General features: G+C 71.6%; 14 protein-coding genes. 5 read left to right on the top strand and 9 right to left on the bottom strand.

Annotation, left to right across the window (positions count from 1 at the left end; translation table 11 throughout):
• Nucleotides 1-364: 364 nt before the first annotated feature.
• The 3 genes from ACFV1J_RS15745 (at nt 365) to ACFV1J_RS15755 (ending at nt 4,490) form a co-directional block, all read left to right on the top strand.
• Nucleotides 365-1,702 carry a PhoH family protein gene (locus tag ACFV1J_RS15745; protein WP_385858211.1) on the top strand — a complete coding sequence of 446 codons (1,338 nt, stop codon included), beginning with the start codon at nt 365-367 and terminating at the stop codon, nt 1,700-1,702.
• 453 nt (nt 1,703-2,155) lie between these two features.
• The gene (locus tag ACFV1J_RS15750; RefSeq protein ID WP_385858214.1) at nt 2,156-2,854 is read left to right on the top strand and encodes a transglycosylase SLT domain-containing protein; all 699 of its coding nucleotides are present in this window, start codon (nt 2,156-2,158) and stop codon (nt 2,852-2,854) included.
• A gap of 124 nt (nt 2,855-2,978) precedes the next feature.
• Entirely contained in the window at nt 2,979-4,490 is a 1,512-nt protein-coding gene (locus tag ACFV1J_RS15755) for an AI-2E family transporter (protein WP_385858217.1), read from the top strand.
• Between the two features lie 80 nt (nt 4,491-4,570).
• On the opposite strand, the gene ACFV1J_RS15760 is transcribed toward ACFV1J_RS15755, so the two are convergent.
• On the bottom strand, nt 4,571-5,104 hold the full coding sequence (locus tag ACFV1J_RS15760; RefSeq protein ID WP_385858219.1) for an alkyl hydroperoxide reductase: 534 nt from the start codon (nt 5,102-5,104) through the stop codon (nt 4,571-4,573).
• A gap of 5 nt (nt 5,105-5,109) precedes the next feature.
• Nucleotides 5,110-5,664, bottom strand: a complete 555-nt coding sequence (locus ACFV1J_RS15765) for a peroxiredoxin (protein WP_385858221.1) — start codon at nt 5,662-5,664, stop codon at nt 5,110-5,112.
• Nucleotides 5,665-5,796: 132 nt separating this feature from the next.
• Between ACFV1J_RS15765 and ACFV1J_RS15770 the strand changes: the two genes are divergently transcribed.
• Nucleotides 5,797-6,756, top strand: coding sequence for a LysR substrate-binding domain-containing protein (locus ACFV1J_RS15770; RefSeq protein WP_385858223.1), 960 nt, complete (start codon nt 5,797-5,799; stop codon nt 6,754-6,756).
• Nucleotides 6,757-6,759: 3 nt separating this feature from the next.
• Here ACFV1J_RS15770 and ACFV1J_RS15775 read toward each other — a convergent pair whose 3' ends face one another.
• The 6 genes from ACFV1J_RS15775 to ACFV1J_RS15800 form a co-directional block, all read right to left on the bottom strand.
• Complete coding sequence (locus tag ACFV1J_RS15775) at nt 6,760-7,386, bottom strand: Uma2 family endonuclease (RefSeq protein ID WP_385858225.1); 627 nt, start codon at nt 7,384-7,386, stop codon at nt 6,760-6,762.
• Nucleotides 7,387-7,488: 102 nt separating this feature from the next.
• Nucleotides 7,489-9,900, bottom strand: a complete 2,412-nt coding sequence (locus tag ACFV1J_RS15780) for an ABC transporter permease (RefSeq protein ID WP_385858227.1) — start codon at nt 9,898-9,900, stop codon at nt 7,489-7,491.
• Nucleotides 9,897-10,586, bottom strand: coding sequence for an ABC transporter ATP-binding protein (locus tag ACFV1J_RS15785; protein WP_385858229.1), 690 nt, complete (start codon nt 10,584-10,586; stop codon nt 9,897-9,899). The genes ACFV1J_RS15780 and ACFV1J_RS15785 overlap by 4 nt, the downstream gene beginning before the upstream one ends.
• Nucleotides 10,583-11,107 carry a PadR family transcriptional regulator gene (locus tag ACFV1J_RS15790; RefSeq protein ID WP_385858231.1) on the bottom strand — a complete coding sequence of 175 codons (525 nt, stop codon included), beginning with the start codon at nt 11,105-11,107 and terminating at the stop codon, nt 10,583-10,585. Before ACFV1J_RS15790 ends, ACFV1J_RS15785 begins: the two co-directional genes overlap by 4 nt.
• An 84-nt stretch (nt 11,108-11,191) precedes the next feature.
• Nucleotides 11,192-11,458: a hypothetical protein gene (locus ACFV1J_RS15795; protein WP_385858233.1), complete on the bottom strand. Its 267-nt coding sequence runs from the start codon at nt 11,456-11,458 to the stop codon at nt 11,192-11,194.
• Entirely contained in the window at nt 11,455-12,450 is a 996-nt protein-coding gene (locus tag ACFV1J_RS15800) for an SPFH domain-containing protein (RefSeq protein WP_385858235.1), read from the bottom strand. The genes ACFV1J_RS15795 and ACFV1J_RS15800 overlap by 4 nt, the downstream gene beginning before the upstream one ends.
• A 309-nt stretch (nt 12,451-12,759) precedes the next feature.
• On the opposite strand from ACFV1J_RS15800, the gene ACFV1J_RS15805 reads away from it, so the two are divergent.
• Nucleotides 12,760-15,054 carry a transglycosylase domain-containing protein gene (locus tag ACFV1J_RS15805; RefSeq protein WP_385858238.1) on the top strand — a complete coding sequence of 765 codons (2,295 nt, stop codon included), beginning with the start codon at nt 12,760-12,762 and terminating at the stop codon, nt 15,052-15,054.
• Between the two features lie 90 nt (nt 15,055-15,144).
• Here the strand turns inward: ACFV1J_RS15805 and ACFV1J_RS15810 are convergent.
• A partial coding sequence (locus ACFV1J_RS15810; RefSeq protein WP_385858240.1) for a SpoIIE family protein phosphatase occupies nt 15,145-17,054 on the bottom strand: 1,910 nt, incomplete at its 5' end.

Raw genomic sequence — 17,054 nt, forward strand, 5'->3', positions numbered from 1 at the left:
ACGCGTAACCCAAGGTTCATCGACCGTGCGTCATATGCCGTGGCATGGCCACGCGGGTTCGAGGGAATATCCCATCCAGGTCGGCGTCCGGAACAAGCCATCGGGCGCCGCATCTCAGCGGACGGCACGGTGCCGTCCGCCCGGGAGGCCCTTTGCACATCACGGAGATCCGTGCGCACCGCACGGGCGACGCGAGGGGCCGGCGCTCGGCCCACGCATCGTGGCCTGAGCCCGGTCCGGTCATGAGATGGCCGGGGGTCCCGAGGACGCTGCCCAGCAGCCGCTGGGCGTACCCCGTCCCCGGGAGCACACCGCCCCGCGACGCCGTCGCACCCCAACCTCATCCGAGGGGGTTCGTCCACCCGTGGTGAACAGCAAGCAGCGCCGTGACAACGACCGGCGCACTTATGTCCTCGACACCAGTGTGCTGCTGGCCGATCCAGGCGCCATGGCCCGCTTCGACGAGCACGAGGTCGTGCTGCCGGTCGTGGTGGTCACGGAACTGGAGGCCAAGCGACACCATCCCGAGCTCGGCTACTTCGCCCGGCAGGCGCTGCGCCGGCTGGACGAATTCCGGGTGCAGTACGGGCGGCTGGACTCGCCCATCCCCATCGGCGAGCTCGGCGGGACACTCCGGGTCGAACTGAACCACTCCGACACCGGCATCCTGCCCCCGGGCTTCATCAACGGGCACAGCCGGCTGGGTGACAACGACTCGCGGATCCTCGCCGTCGCGCGCAACCTCCAGGCCGAGGGGTTCGACGTCACGGTCGTCTCCAAGGACCTGCCGATGCGCATCAAGGCGTCCTCGGTGGGCCTGCTGGCCGAGGAGTACCGCGCCGAGCTGGCCATCACCGACTCCGGCTGGACCGGGATGGCCGAGGTGACCGTCCCCGCCGACCAGGTCGACGACCTGTTCTCCGCGGAGACCGCGTACGTGCCGGAGGCCGCGGAGCTGCCGGTGCACACGGGCCTGGTGCTGCAGTCCGAGCGCGGCAAGGCGCTCGGGCGGGTCACCGCGGACGGCACGGTCCGGCTGGTCCGGGGCGACCGGGAGGCGTTCGGCATCCACGGCCGCAGCGCCGAACAGCGGATCGCGCTGGACCTGCTGCTCGACCCGGACGTCGGCATCGTGTCGATGGGCGGGCGGGCCGGTACGGGCAAGTCGGCGCTGGCGCTGTGCGCGGGCCTGGAGGCGGTACTGGAGCGCCGGCAGCACCGCAAGGTGATGGTGTTCCGCCCGCTGTACGCGGTCGGCGGGCAGGAGCTGGGCTATCTGCCGGGCAGCGAGGCGGAGAAGATGAGCCCCTGGGCGCAGGCCGTCTTCGACACGCTGTCCGCGGTGACCACCAAGGACGTCATCGAAGAGGTGGTCGGCCGCGGCATGTTGGAGGTGCTGCCGCTGACCCACATCCGCGGGCGGTCGCTGCACGACGCGTTCGTCATCGTGGACGAGGCCCAGTCCCTGGAGCGCAATGTCCTTTTGACGGTTCTGTCCCGTATCGGGGCCAACTCCCGGGTGGTACTCACCCATGACGTCGCCCAGCGGGACAACCTCCGGGTCGGGCGCTACGACGGAGTGGTCGCGGTCGTCGAGAAGCTGAAAGGACATCCGCTTTTCGCCCATGTCACCCTGAACCGCTCGGAACGGTCGCCGATTGCGGCACTCGTGACCGAAATGCTGGAGGACGGCAGGGTCTGACCCATCAGACCTGGACAACCGCTTGGATCAGGCCAGTTGTCCGGATCTGACCCGCTGTGAAGCGGCGCCGCCCGGCGAAGCGAAGGAGCTTAGCCGGGCGGCGTTCTGCTGCGCGCCGATATCCGAAAATACTCTGGGGTAAACGAGGTGTGAGCTTTCACACCCGGCCGGGAATTGATTCCCGGTGTGTCGTTCGGGCAGAGTCTGGGTCCTGTCAGGCCCCGCATACGGCATCCGCACCCCCAGCGGTGCAGAACAACCGAACTTCATAGTGAGTCGCCGTATGCCGCCCGAGCACCACGCGGACCCCGAGGGGGACGTACCGGGCCAGTGCCTCCCGTGACCAGCCGGTCCCGCCCGCTCAACTAGGGCCCGGAACAAGGGGAGGTCAGCGCCAGGGGCACGATTGCGTCCGCGAGGTCACCTAAGCGGGCGATGCTGGAAGGAAAACGTGTGAGCCGGATCTCGGTCCGGGGATTCGCCGTGGCCTCCGCCACCGCGGTCACCACCGTCGGCGCCGTCGTCGGCGTCGCTGCAGGGCAGCCCGCCACGGTCAACGCCGAGGCCACCGCTGCCGACGCGACGACCATCGCTGACATCCCCGCAGGCGCCCAGGCCCAGGTGCAGACGGCTTCCCTGACGCAGCAGGCGGACGACCAGTCCACCCAGGCGGACACGGCAGCCCTCAAGTCTGCGCAGGAGGCTGCGCGCAAGGCTGCCGCGGAGACCGCGCAGAGCAAGAAGGATGCCGCGGAGGAGCAGGCCAAGAAGGAAGCCGAGGCGCGCAAGAAGAAGGAGCAGGCCGCGTCCCGCTCCTCCTCCCGCGCGGACCTGGGCGACCTGGTGGGCAAGAGCTCGTACACCATCGCCGAGACGCAGGCCATCGCACGCCAGATGATGGCCGGCGACCAGTTCCAGTGCTTCAGCAACATCGTGGACCACGAGTCCGGCTGGAACTACAAGGCCACCAACGCCTCTTCCGGCGCCTACGGCCTCGTCCAGGCACTGCCCGGCTCGAAGATGTCCTCCGCGGGCTCCGACTGGCAGACAAACCCGGCAACCCAGATCAAGTGGGGCCTGAACTACATGAACGACCGCTACGGCAGCCCCTGCGGCGCCTGGTCGTTCTGGCAGGCCAACAGCTGGTACTAGGCCCGTCGGCCGCACACAGCACCTCTCGAAACCCCCGAACGCACCGCGTCGGGGGTTTCGTGCGTCGCGCCCGGGTAACGTCGTGCCCGTCAACGTGGCGCACGGGAGGGGAAGAGGAAGGCAGATGTCCAGATTGCCTCAGTGGGTCGGTGGCCTCGGCGCCGGTCTGACGCGGCTCTCGCAGCGGCTGGAGGAACAGCGCCGCCGCGCGGAGGCCGCTGCGGCGGCCGGTGACCCCGACGAGCTGAGGCGTGCCGACCGCCCGGTGCCGCCGGTGCCCGCCGGGCCGGTGGCCGACGCGACGGTGCCGGACGGGCCGGTGGCCACGCTCGCCGTGCCCCGTACCCAGCTGCCGGAGGCCGGGGACGGCGTACCGCATCCGGGGGCGGCCGCGGACGGTGCGCCGCCGGCCGTCCCGCGGGTTCCGGACTCGGTCCCCGCGCCGCCCTCGTACGCGCCGGCCGTGGCGGCCCGTCCCGATCCGGTCGACGCCGTGCCGTGGGGCGTACGGGTCGCCGCGGAGGCCGGCTGGCGGCTGCTGGTGCTGGCCGCCACGCTCTGGGTGCTGGCGCAAGTGATCACCAGTATCCAGCTGGTCGTGCTGTCCTTCATCGCGGCGATGCTGATCACCGCGATGCTCCAGCCGACGGTCGGCTGGCTGCGGCGGCGCGGGCTGCCGCGCGGGCCGGCCACCGCACTGACCTTCATCGGCGGCTTCGTGGTCATGGGCCTGGTCGGCTGGTTCGTGGTGTGGCAGGTCCAGGACAACATCGACTCGGTCTCCAGCCGCATCCAGGAGGGCATCAGCGAGCTCAAGGACTGGCTGCTGAAGAGCCCGTTCCATGTGACCGAGGGTCAGATCAACAGCATCGCCAAGAACCTGCAGGACGCCATCGGCGCCAACACCGAGGCGATCACCTCGGCCGGTCTGGAGGGCGTCACCGTCGTCCTGGAGGTCTTCACCGGCATCCTGCTGGCGATGTTCACCACCCTCTTCCTGCTCTACGACGGGCGGCGGATCTGGGAATGGGTGCTCAAGCTCGTCCCGGGCGCGGCCCGCGAGGGAGTGGCGGGCGCCGGGCCGCGGGCCTGGCGGACCCTGACCGCCTACGTGCGCGGCACGGTCATCGTGGCGCTCATCGACGCCATCTTCATCGGCATCGGGCTGTACTTCCTCAATGTGCCGCTGGCCGTCCCGCTCGCCGTCTTCATCTTCCTGTTCGCCTTCATCCCGCTGGTCGGCGCGGTGGTCTCGGGCGCGCTGGCGTGCGTGGTCGCGCTGGTCACCCAGGGCGTGTTCACGGCGCTGATGGTGCTGGCGGTGGTGCTGGCCGTGCAGCAGATCGAGGGCCATGTGCTGCAGCCGTTCATCCTGGGCCGGGCGGTCCGGGTGCACCCGCTCGCGGTGATCCTCTCGGTCGCGGCCGGCGGGCTGATCGCCGGGATCGGCGGCGCGGTGGTCGCCGTGCCCCTGGTGGCGGTCACCAACACGGTCGTCGGGTATCTGCGTTCATACTCACGGGAGCAGGCGCTGCGGATGTCGGTGGCCCCGCGCGGCGCCACCGCGCTCGGGGTGGCGCCGACCCCGCCGCCGGTCCGGCGGACCCGGGACGGCGGCGACGAAGACCAGGAGTAACACCCGAACAAAACGAGAACCCCGCGGACGACGAAGCGTCCGCGGGGTTCCGCGCGTTCGGGCGCCGTACGGCTACCGGGTCACTCGGCGAGTGCGGCCTCGGCGTCCAGGGTGGCGCCGACGGCCTGCAGGACGGCGGCGATCTTGACCGCCTCCTGGATCGTCTCGCGCTCCACACCGGCCTTGCGCAGCACCTGCTCGTGCGAGTCCAGGCACATGCCGCAGCCGTTGATGGCCGAGACGGCCAGCGACCACAGCTCGAAGTCGACCTTGTCGACGCCCGGGTTGCCGATGACGTTCATCCGCAGGCCGGCGCGCAGGTTGCCGTACTCCGGGTCCGACAGCAGGTGCCGGGTCCGGTAGAAGACGTTGTTCATCGCCATGATGGCGGCGGCCGACTTGGCGGCGGTGTACGCCTCGGCGGAGAGGTTCGCCTTCGCGTCGGGCTCCAGCTCGCGCAGCACCTTCGGCGAGCGGGTGGCGATCGCGCAGGCCAGGACCGTGCCCCACAGCTGCTGCTGCGGCAGGTCGCTGTTGCCGATCACCGAACCGAGGTTCAGCTTGAGGTCCTTGGCGTAGTCCGGGACCGCGGACTTCAGGTCATCGAGGGCCATGGGTCTCACTCACCGGCCAGCAGCGCGACCGGGTCCAGGGTGTCCTCGCCCTTGCTCCAGTTGCACGGGCACAGCTCGTCCGTCTGGAGGGCGTCGAGGACCCGCAGGACCTCCTTGGGGTTACGGCCGACGGAGCCGGCGGTCACCATCGTGAACTGGATCTCGTTGTTCGGGTCGACGATGAAGACGGCGCGCTGCGCGAAGCCGTCCTCGCCCTCGATGCCGAGGTCACGCATGAGCTCGTGCTTCGAGTCGGCCAGCATCGGGAAGGGCAGGTCGGTCAGGTCCGGGTGGTCCTTGCGCCAGGCGTGGTGCACGAACTCGGAGTCGCCGGAGAAGCCGAGGATCTGCGCGTCACGGTCGGCGAACTCCTCGTTCAGCTTGCCGAACGCGGCGATCTCGGTCGGGCACACGAAGGTGAAGTCCTTGGGCCACGCGAAGACGATCTTCCACTTGCCCTCGTAGGTCTTGTGGTTGATCTGCTCGAATTCGTTGCCCTTCTCCAGCGAGACACAGGCAGTCAGGTCGAACTCGGGGAACTTGTCACCGACAGTGAGCACGCGCTCTCCTTGTTGCGTAGAAAGTCCCTTTTAGGGTCTTTCCTTGAGGCTTGGACGGAACTCACAGTGCCACAGGGGGCATTGATCAGTGAAATAGCTAGACTGGTTCCCGTTGATCGGAGGTGGTTATCAGTGGCTTCACCAGCCAACCAGGGCGGCCGGCCCCGCCAGCCCAGCCTGGCCCAGCTGCGGGCGTTCGCGGCGGTGGCCGAACATCTGCATTTCCGCGAGGCGGCGGCCGAGATCGGCATGAGCCAGCCCGCGCTGTCCGGTGCGGTCTCCGCGCTGGAGGAGGCCCTCGGGGTGCAGCTGCTGGAGCGTACGACGCGCAAGGTGCTGCTGTCGCCCGCGGGGGAGCGGGTGGCGGCCCGGGCCCGTACGGTCCTGGAGGCCGTCGCCGACCTGATGGAGGAGGCCGAGGCGGCCCGCGCGCCGTTCACCGGCGTCCTGCGGCTCGGCGTCATCCCGACCGTGGCGCCGTACCTCCTCCCGGCCGTGCTCCGCCTGGTCCACGACACCTACCCCGACCTGGACCTCCAGGTCCACGAGGAACAGACCGCGTCCCTCCTGGACGGCCTGGCGCACGGGCGCCTCGACCTGCTCCTCCTCGCGGTCCCGCTCGGCGTCCCCCAGGTCACCGAACTCCCGCTCTTCGACGAGGACTTCGTGCTCGTCGCCCCCAAGGACCACTGGCTCGGCGGCCGCGCCGACATCCCCCGCGGGGCGCTCCAGGAACTCGACCTGCTGTTGCTCGACGAGGGTCACTGCCTGCGCGACCAGGCCCTGGACATCTGCCGGGAGGCCGGCCGCGACGAGAACACCCCCGTGACGACGAGCGCGGCGGGCCTCTCCACCCTGGTCCAGCTGGTGGCCGGCGGACTGGGCGTGACCCTGCTGCCGCGCACCGCCCTCCGCGTCGAGACCGGCCGCAACGACCAGCTCACCACCGGCTACTTCGCCGACCCGGCCCCGTCCCGCCGGATCGCCCTGGCCATGCGCGCGGGCGCGGCCCGCCAGGAGGAATTCGAGCAGTTCGCCCAGGCCCTGCGCCAGGCACTGCGGGGACTGCCGGTGCGGATCGCGCAGGGGTGAGGGTCAGGGGCGGGGAGCCCGCGGCCGGGCGTCGTCCAGGACTTGCCCCACGTCCAGAGTGACTTCGGCGCCGATTGACTTCGGCAGGGTCACCTTCTCGTCGGCCATATGGATGCGGTGCACGGCATAGCCGTCGACCATCGGCTCGGTGAGGACGTGCAGACGTTCGTGCCTGCGGTCGACGATCACGTACACCGGGACCCTCGCCGCGCCGTAGGCGGCCACCTTCGTGCGCAGGTCGTTGGCGTAATTCGCGGACGTGACCTCGAGCACCATTCGGAAGACCGCCGGGTCGCAGCACCCGTACTCGATGACGTGATCCTCAAAGTCGGCGTCCACCACGGAGAGGTCGGGAATGGCGAAATTCTCCGGGCCGTCCGGCAGCCACAGGCCGAGACCCTCCAGCACCTCCGTTCGGCCGCCGTCCAGCCCGGCTGCGACGAAGGGACGCCGGAGGCGGGAGAGCCCCTTTGCGTGGGCAGGGTCAGGGGGTGGGGTCACGGTGAGGACGCCTCCGAGGATCTCTACGCGGTGGCCAGGGAGCTGCTTCATGAGCTGGTCGGCCTGTTCGAGGAGCGTCAGAGGCTCGCGGCCGTGCGCGTAGGGACCCTCGACAGCTGCTGCGGACATGCATGCCTCCCGTTGGCTGGTGCCGAGGTCATCATCGTAGGCAGGAGCAGCCGCGCACGTCTCGTACGACAGCGTTCACCCGTTCGAGCACACCGCCCCGCCTCACTCCGTTCGCAGGCCCTCCGGCCGCATCATGCGCCACAGTGGCGGCAGGCTCAGGGCGGTGACGAAGAGGATGACGGCGGCGCCGGTGGCGGTCATGGCGAGGATGACCGGCCAGTCGACGGTCACCGCGGTGTCGATCATGGTGAGGAGCAGGGCGCCGAGGGAGAGTCCGCAGGTCAGGGCGAGGATCAGGCCGAGGAGGACGGGGAGGGCGGTCTGCCAGAGGAGGGACCGGGCGAGGGTGGCGCGGCGGGTGCCGTGGGCGTCGAGGGTGGAGAGCAGGCGGCGGCGCTCGTGGAGTTGCTCGACGGTGGTGATGACCAGGCCCGCGCCGATCAGCAGCAGGGTGACCACGGCGCCGGCGAACAGGGCGTTGCGGACGCTTGCGTACTGGCCGTCGTGCGGGTTGTCGACCGTGGACGACTCGTTCATCGTCGGGTCGAGCCGGAACGCGGTGGTGCGGATGTGCTCCACCGCGTCGGGGACGGAGCGGTCGAAGTCCACCTGGAGCTCCAGACCGGCGCCGGCGAGCCGGCCCGGGTCGAGCGCGGACGGGGTGGCCAGCAGGTCGTAGGAGGCCAGGTTGGGGCCGTGGCCGGGGGAGAGCAGCCGGGCGGTGCGGGCGGGCCGGGGGACCGTCCACGGGTGCGGGTCGGACCGGTCGCCCTGGACGATCGGCGGGTTGAGGTCGAGCCGGGCCCCGGGCACCAGCGCGGGGTCGCGGTCCGGGGAGTTGGAGGTGAGGAAGACCTCGCCGTCCCGGCAGGAGGGCAGGTGGGCGAGCCGGCGCAGTTCGGCGCAGCTGCCGAGGGCCAGGGTGGTGAGGTGGGTGTCGGGAGCCGGCGCGCGGCCGGCGGGGAGCGGGCCGGCGAGGCCGTCGACGATGCCGCGGGCGCGCGTCACGCCAGGGGTGGCGCGCAGCGCGGTGAGCGCCCGCTCGGCCGTGGACCAGTCCTTGGCGTTGCTCCACAGGCTGATCCGCGGCAGCTTGCCGGACTCCGCGTAGGCCGCGGCGTACCCGGCCTGCATCCCGGTCATCAGCATGTGGATGGCGATCGCACCGGCCACCGCGACGGTGATCCCGCTGACCGCCCGGGTGGCCGAGCCGCTGCTCAACTGCAGGCGGCGGACGGCCAGTTGCCAGGAGACGGGCCCGCCGTGCAGCCGGCCGACCACCGCGTCCACCAGCCAGGGCAGCAGTGCGGTGACGCCGAGCAGCAGCAGCATCGCGCCGGCCGCGAGGCGGACGGTGTTCAGCGGGCTGTCGGTCCACGGCCCCTCCCAGGACAGCGGGACCAGCAGCAGGGCACCGACGGCGGGCAGCGCCGTCCGCCACAGCAGCCGGCGGCGGACCGGTCGGCGGTGGTGGACCACACCGAGCGGATCGACGGTGACCGACCGCTGGGCGAGGAGGGTGACCAGGACCGCGGTGGCCGGGACCAGCAGCGTGATCAGGGCGGCGGCGAGCGGGCCGGGGGTGATGTCGGCGGGGAAGACGTTGATGTCCCACAGCGTGATCAGCGGGGCCAGCCCGCGGGCCGCCAGGAACAGCGCGGCGCCGCCGGCCACCCCGAGCAGCGCGCCGAACAGCGCCTCGCCGGAGGCGATCCGGCGGGTCGTGCGGACATCGGCGCCGACCAGCCGCAGCGCCGCCAGCCGCCCCTCGCGGCGCTCGTTGCCGAACCGCACCGACGTCCCGATGAAGACCATCACCGGCGTCATCAGCGCCACACACGTCATGATCACCAGCAGCACGGCCGGGGCGCTCATCGGCCGCGGCTCCCAGTCCTTGCCGAAGCGGTCGATGCGGTAGCCGTCGGGCGCGGCCAGGGTGGCGCTCCGCGCGACGTAGGTGAGCTCCTTCGGGCCGAGCAGCCCGGCGTCGCCGATGGTGCCGGCGATCTCGTACGGCAGGCGGTCGCGCAACAGGGCGCCGCCGGGGGAGTCGAGCAGGTCCTTCAGGGCGGGGGAGACCAGCATCCGGCCCGGGCCGGGGAGGTGGTCGATGCCGGGCGGGACCGGCGGGTGCGTGCCGTCGGGGCGGACCAGCCGGCCGCGGATTGGGGTGCCGTGGAAGGTGGTGTCGGCGGAGGCGTAGCGCAGGGTGGTGTCGGAGGGCCGGGGCGGGTGCTGCTGGCCGAGGTTCTCGCGGGCCTTCTCGCGGCCGTGCCAGGCGTCCATCAGGTGCGGGACGGAGGCGCCGAGCAGCAGGACGGCCACGCCCAGGGCGACCCCGGCGGCGGTCAGGGCGGTACGGATCCAGCCCTCGCGGCCGCCCCCGGCCGCGAACCGCATGCCCATCGCGAGGTCGCGGGCCCAGGCGCCGGGGCCGGACCGGGCGGCACCGAACGGGTCGCGGCCGCCACTGCCCGCGCCGCAGCTGCCGGTACGGGAGCGCGGCAGGCTCATCTCAAGCCCGCCAGCATGTCCTTCACCGTGCCGTCGCGGACGACGATCTCCCGGTCGGAGTACGCGGCCACCCGGGCCTCGTGGGTGACCAGGACGACGGCGGCGTGGGTGTTCCGCGCGGCGTCGGTCAGCAGGGTCAGCACCCGCTCGCCGTTGAGGGAGTCCAGTGCGCCGGTGGGTTCGTCGGCGAAGATCACCCGGGGCCGGGTGACGAGCGCACGGGCGACCGCGACCCGCTGGCCCTGTCCGCCGGAGATCTCGCCGGGCCGGTCGGCGGCGACGGCTTCCACCTCCAGGCGCTCCAGCCACTCACCGGCCCGGCGTTCGGCCTCCTTGCGCCTGGTGCCGTTCAGCCGCAGCGGCAGGGCGACGTTCTCCAGGCAGGTCAACTCCGGTACCAGCCGGCCGAATTGGAAGACGAAGCCGAAGTCGGTACGGCGCAGGGCGCTGCGCCGGGCGTCGGACAGGTCGGTGAGGGTGTGCGGGCCGTAGCGGACCGTGCCGGAGTCGGGGGTGACGATCCCGGCCAGGCAGTGCAGCAGGGTCGACTTGCCGGAGCCGGAGGGGCCCATCACGGCGACGACCTCACCGGGGTGGATCGAGAAGTCCGCGCCGGCGAGGGCCGGTGTGCGGCCGTAGGTCTTGTGCAGCCCCTCGGCGGCGAGCAGGGATCCCTCGGGCGTCATGCCCGGACCGCTTCCGCCAACTTGTCGAGCCGGGCGGCGGTCAGCTCCAGCCAGCGCAGATCGGCCTCCAGATGGAACAGCGCGTGGTCGCAGATCAGCTGGTCGGCGAGGTCGCCGGTGCGCTTGCGCTCGGTCAGTCCGCGCATCATCCGCAGGTGCTCGGCGCGCTGGGCGTCGAGGAGTTCGGCGGCGTCGCGGTCGGTCAGCAGGGCCAGGACGGTCTTGGTGTAGAGCGTCGACTGCAGGTACGGCTCGGGCTTCTCCGGGCGGGCCAGCCACTGTGCGACATCGGTGACGCCGGCGTCGGTGATCGCGTACCGCTTGCGCTCCGGGCCGGCGCCGGGCTCCACGGCGTCCACCTCGACCAGGCCGTTCTTCAGCAGCCGGGACATCGTGGCGTAGACCTGCCCGTAGTGCAGCGGGCGGTCCTGGCCGAAGTGCGCGTCGAAGGCCCGCTTGAGGTCGTAGCCGTGGCGGGGGCCGGACTCCAGAAGGCCCAGCAGCGTATGACCGATTGACATGCCGACCACCCTACCCGGGGGTGTAACGGCTGTGTATACCCGTGGTGTATAGGCGCAGCGGCCGACCGTGGCGGGCGGGCGGCGCTACTCGTCGGCCGGCTTCTTCGGCGGGCGGCCCCGGCGCGGGATCGCCCCCGCGCCCCGGGGCAGCCGCCCCGCCTCGGACAGCGCCTTGCGGAGCAGGAACTCGATCTGCGCGTTGGCGCTGCGCAGTTCGTCGTCCGCCCAGCGGGCCAGCGCGTCATGGATCAACGGGTCCAGCCGCAGCAGCACCTGCTTGCGCTGCTGCGGCCGTCGCGCGGGGGTCCGTCCACCTTCGGCGCCGGACCCCTCCGGCTTTCCGGTGCTCACTGGTACAGCGAGCCCGTGTTCAGTACCGGCTGGGCGGCCCGGTCGCCGCACAGCACCACCATCAGATTGCTGACCATGGCGGCCTTCCGTTCCTCGTCCAGTTCGACGATGCCCTGCTCACTGATCCGTGCCAGTGCCTGCTCCACCATGCCGACCGCGCCCTCGACGATGTGCTGGCGGGCCGCGACCATCGCGCCGGCCTGCTGGCGCTGGAGCATCGCTGAGGCGATCTCCGGGGCGTAGGCGAGGTGGCTGAAGCGGGCCTCGATGATCCGCACGCCGGCCGCCTGGACCCGCGCGGTCAGCTCCAGGGCGAGCTTCTCGGTGATCTCCTCGGCGTTGCCGCGCAGCGACAGGGCGTCCTCGTCGTGGGCATCGTAGGGGTACTCGATCGCGATGTGCCGGACCGCCGCCTCGGCCTGGGTGGCGACGAACTCCAGGAAGTCGTCGACCTCGAACAGCGCCTGGGCGGTGTCCTCGACCTGCCAGACCACGACCGAGGCCAGCTCGATCGGGTTGCCGTAGGCGTCGTTGACCTTCAGGACCGCGGTCTCGTGGTTGCGCACCCGGGTGGAGATGCTGCGCGCGGTGGTCAGCGGGTTGACCCAACGCAGGCCGTCGGTGCGGATGGTGCCGACGTACCGCCCGAAGAGCTGGATGACCCGGGCCTCGCCGGGGGCGACCATCTTCACGCCGGTCATGCAGAAGAGGGAGCCGAGCAGGATCACGCCGCCGGCCAGGATCAGCGGTACGCCGGCCGCCTTGTTGCCGCCGTCGGCGAGGAAGCCGCCGACGGCGATCGCGCCGACGCCCAGGGCCACGCCGAGCACGGTCAGCAGCAGGGCCAGCCCGCCCGCGATGCTGTGCGCCCTGACCTCGCGGATCTGCGGGCGGGGCATCTCGGGCGCGCTCACCGCGAGGTCGTCGCCGGAGGTGGCAGCGGGGCCTGAGGTGGGGCCGGTGAGGTGGTCGGCCGTTGGCGTCTCGGACATGGTGATCCCCGTTTCTCCCGATGTGGCGCGTGATGTCCGCCGCATTCGATGATTTCGCTGGTCTAGCAAAGTGATAGCACTTTAACGGACGGGCGGCCGGGTCGTCCAGTCCCCGTGCCGAGCCCGATTTACGACAAGTGTGCAGGTGAGCGCCGGGCGACGCAGAAAACCCACCCCCTGGTTCCGTCCGGCCCAGTGCTCTTTGTCACGTCGGGGAAAGCCGTGATCGATGAGTATTTGTTGACAGATGCGGTGTTAGCTTCAACAGCTGAGTTAGCTGGGGGCGGAACGACTGGAGTTGTCGAAGCGATGGGCCGAGCGGAAGCGAGACGGGCGCGACAGGGGAGCGCTCGCCGGGCCAGAACGAAGCAGAAGAAGTCCGGCATACGCCGCCTCTTCACCTGGAAGAAGATCCTCGGGACGTTCCTCGGGGTGTGCCTGCTGGGCATGGCCGCCTTCATCGGGCTGTACCTGTACGTGGACATTCCCGCCAAGGGCAATGAGGACTCGGGCAAGCAGGCCAACGTCTTCAAGTACGCCGACGGCAGCGTCTTCGCCCGCGGCGGCAAGCTCAACCGCGAGGCCATCAGCCTCAGTCAGATCAACACGAAGGTGCAGCACGCCTTCGTCGCCGCGGAGAACAAGAGCTTCTACCACGACTCCGGCGTCGACCTGTGGGGCACCGCCCGCGGCATCCTCAACACGCTGATGGGGCACGGCAAGCAGGGCGGCTCGACGATCACCCAGCAGTACGTCAAGAACTACTACCTGAGCGACGAGCAGACGGTCAGCCGCAAGCTGCAGGAGATCGTCATCTCGCTCAAGGTGGACGACAAGATGTCCAAGAGCCAGATCCTCGAGGGCTATCTCAACACCAGCTACTACGGCCGCGGCGCCTACGGCATCCAGGCCGCCGCCCAGGCGTACTACCGCAAGGACGCCGACAAGCTGACCGTCTCGCAGGGCGCCTACCTCGCCTCGCTGCTCCAGGCGCCGAGCCAGTACGACTGGCAGAACGCCACCCCCACCGGCCAGAAGCTGGTCAAGCAGCGCTGGGCGTACACGCTCAACAACATGGTCGAGATGCACTGGCTCTCGTCCGACGAGCGCGCCCGGCAGCGTTTCGAGAAGCCCAAGCCGCCCAAGCCGATGCCCGGTGTGACCGGCCAGAAGGCCTACATCCTCGAAGCGGCCAAGCAGGAGCTCTTCGCCCAGGGCGTCGACCCGAAGCAGTTCGACGCCGGCGGCTGGACCGTCACCCTCGGCATCGACCCCAAGAGGCAGAAGGCGCTGGAGAAGTCCGTCCAGCGCAAGCTCACCGCCGACCTCAACCCCGACAAGCGCAAGGTCGACGCCGACGTCCAGCTCGGCGCCGCCTCCGTGGACCCCAAGACCGGTCATGTCGTCGCGATGTACGGCGGTGCCGGCTACCCGAAGCACTACCGCAACAACGCGACCCGCTCCGACTACCAGGCGGCCTCCACCTTCAAGCCGCTGATCCTCGCCTCGGCGATGCAGAACCACGCGGTCACCCAGGACGGCGTGCAGATCACCCCGAACGCGATCTACGACGGCCACAACCGCCGTCCGGTCGTCGGCGGCACCATCCCCTTCGCGCCGCCCAACGAGGACGAGCGGGACTACGACAAGATCACCGTCCAGACCGCCACCAACAACTCCGTCAACGCGGTCTTCGCGCAGATGGGCGCGGACGTCGGCCTGGACAACGTCAAGAAGACCGCGGTCAGCCTCGGCATGGACGGCTCCAGGATGGACGTCAAGCCGGCCATGACCCTGGGCACCATGGGTGCCAGCCCGCTCCAGATGGCCGGGGCCTACGCCACGCTCGACAACCACGGCGTCAAGGTCACCCCCACGATGGTCACCAAGGCCGTGCACAGCGTCGACGGCGTGGAGAACGAGCTGAAGCTCAAGGACCCGATCGGCCAGCAGGTCCTCGAGCGCAGGACCGCCGACACCGTGACCTCCGTCCTCACCGGCGTGGTCAACGACGGCACCGCCTCGGAGGCCGTCAAGAACACCGCCTACAAGGCGGCCGGCAAGACCGGCACCTCCGACGACGACAAGTCGGCCTGGTTCGTGGGCTACACGCCCAAACTGGTCACCGCGGTCGGCATGTTCGGCGAGTCCCCCCACGGCGGCGCCCAGGTGACCCTCAAGGGCGCCGGTGGCGGCGGCCGGGTCAACGGCGGCGGCTACCCGGCCAAGGTGTGGGCGGACTACACCCAGAACGCGCTCGGCGGCAGCACCGGCGGCGACTTCGACCTGGAGACGGACATGGGCGCCGCGGTCCCGCCGACCACCAGCCCGACGCCGACCGTCACCCCGTCGACGACCCCGACGCCGACCGGCACCCCGAGCAACACGCCCAGCAGCACCCCGTCCTCCCCGTCCGGCCGCCCGTCGCACACCCCGAGCGGCCGCCCGAGCAGCCCGACCACCCCGAGCGACACGGCCTCCCCGCCGGACGGCGGCGTGGACGGCGGTGACACCACCGGCACCACCAGCGGCGCCGACGGCGGAACCGGCGGCACCGGCAACGGCGGCAGCAAGGGCGCCAACAGCTTCCCCGGCTTCAACTGACGCCGGCAGCCGTCCGGAACGACCACAGCGCGGCCCCCGCCGAACCGGGGGGGGCCGCGCTGTCGCCGTGCGGGTCTGCGCCCGGCCGGGTCAGCGGCGCGGCGTCCCCGGCGGCATGCTCAGCTCGAACCAGACCACCTTGCCCATGCTCAGCCGGGTCGCGCCCCAGCGCCGGGCCATCCGGTTGACGAGGTAGAGCCCCCGCCCGCCCTCGTCCGACGGCCGGGCCTGCCGCAGCCGCGGCAGCTGCGGCACGTCGTCCCCGACCTCGCAGCGCAGCACGTCCGTGCGCAGCAGCCGCAGCGTGATCGGCCGCTCCGCGTACCGCACCGCGTTCGTCACCACCTCACTGACCAGCAGCTCCAGCTGATCGGTGAGGTCGTCCAGACCCCAGCGCGCCAGCGCCCGGCGGGCCAGCCGGCGGGCCTGCCCGGCGGTCTGCGCCTTCGGATCCAGGTACCAGTACGCGACGTCGCTCGGCGCGATCCCGTCGAACCGGGCCGCCAGCAGCGCGATGTCGTCGTCCCGGTCGCCCGGCCCGAGCATGTCCAGCACCTCGTCGCACAGCGGCTCCAGCGGCGGCGGATGCGGACCCGTCAGCCGGGCCGTCTCCGCCAGCCGCTCCCGCAGCTGCTCGATGCCGGTCCACACGTCCCGGATCCGCGACTCCACCAGACCGTCGGTATAGAGCACGAGCGTGGCCCCCGCCGGGGCGTCCAGCTCCACCGCCTCGAAGTCCACCCCGCCGACGCCGATCGGCGCACCCGGCGGCACCCGCAGCACCTCGGCGCGCCCGCCGCGGTGCAGCATCAGCGGCGGCGGATGACCCGCGTTGGCGATCGTGATCCGGTGCGCGACCGGGTCGTACACCGCGTACAGGCACGTCGCCATGCGGTCCGAACCCAGCCGCTGGGCCTGCTCGTCGAGGTGGTGCAGCACCTCCTGCGGCGGCAGATCTAGCCCGGCCAGGGTCTGCGCGGTGGTGCGCAGCTGGCCCATGATCGCCGCCGAGGTCATCGAACGCCCCATGACGTCACCGACCACCAGCGCCACCCGGCTGCCCGGCAGCGGGATCGCGTCGTACCAGTCACCACCCACCCGGGCCGTCTCGGCGGCCGGCAGATAACGGCTGGCCAGCCGCACCCCGGTCGGCTGCGGCAGCGAGTCCGGCAGCATCGTGCGCTGCAGCGCATCGGCGATGTACGCCTCCCGGCCGTACAGCACCGCCTTGTCCACGCCCAGCGCGGTGTGCGTCGCCAGCTGGGCCGCGACCAGCAGGTCGTCCGGCTCGAACGCCGGCCGGTCCGGCCGGCGCAGGAACACCGCCGCACCGATCACCCGCCGCCGGCCGCGCAGCGGCGCCAGGATCACCCGGTGGCCGCCGGGCAGCCGCGGATCCGGCCCCAGCAGCTCGGGCAGCGCGGTCCGGGCCGCCTGCGCCTCGCCGAACAGCGGCCGGACGCCCCGCAGCACCTCCGCCAGCGGACCGCCGGGCCGCACCTCGGCCAGCTCCGCGGCGCTGCCGCCCATCGCCGGGCCCAGATCGGGCTGCGCGGGCAGCACCGGCAGCCGCCCGCCGTTGGTGTCCGGCTCCTCCGGGATCCGGTCGGTGCGGCGCAGCCGCAGCACCACCGGCCCGGTGGGCCGCTCGTCGCCCACCGGCAGCGGATCGCGCAGATACACCAGGATCGCGTCGGCGAAGGTCGGTACCGTCGCCCGGCACAGCCCCAGCACGATCTCGTCGAGGTCGATACCGCGGGCGATCCGCCGGGTCGCCGCACCGATGAACCGCAGCCGGTCGCCGCCGGCCTGCCGGGCCGCCGCGACCTCACCGCTCTCGCCCGGATGCGCCGAGCGCGCCGGACCGGCGGGCGGCAGCGGAGCCGGCGGCGGTCCCGGTGGTGGCCCGGCCGGCGCCGGTACCTGGGCCCCGGTCGTCTCCCCGGCCGGCGCGCGGCCCGGCACCGTCCCGCCGGCGTCCCCGCCGCGCGGCCGGGACC

It is taken from the genome of Streptomyces sp. NPDC059649 (assembly GCF_042734445.1).
Classification (GTDB): Bacteria; Actinomycetota; Actinomycetes; order Streptomycetales; family Streptomycetaceae; genus Streptomyces.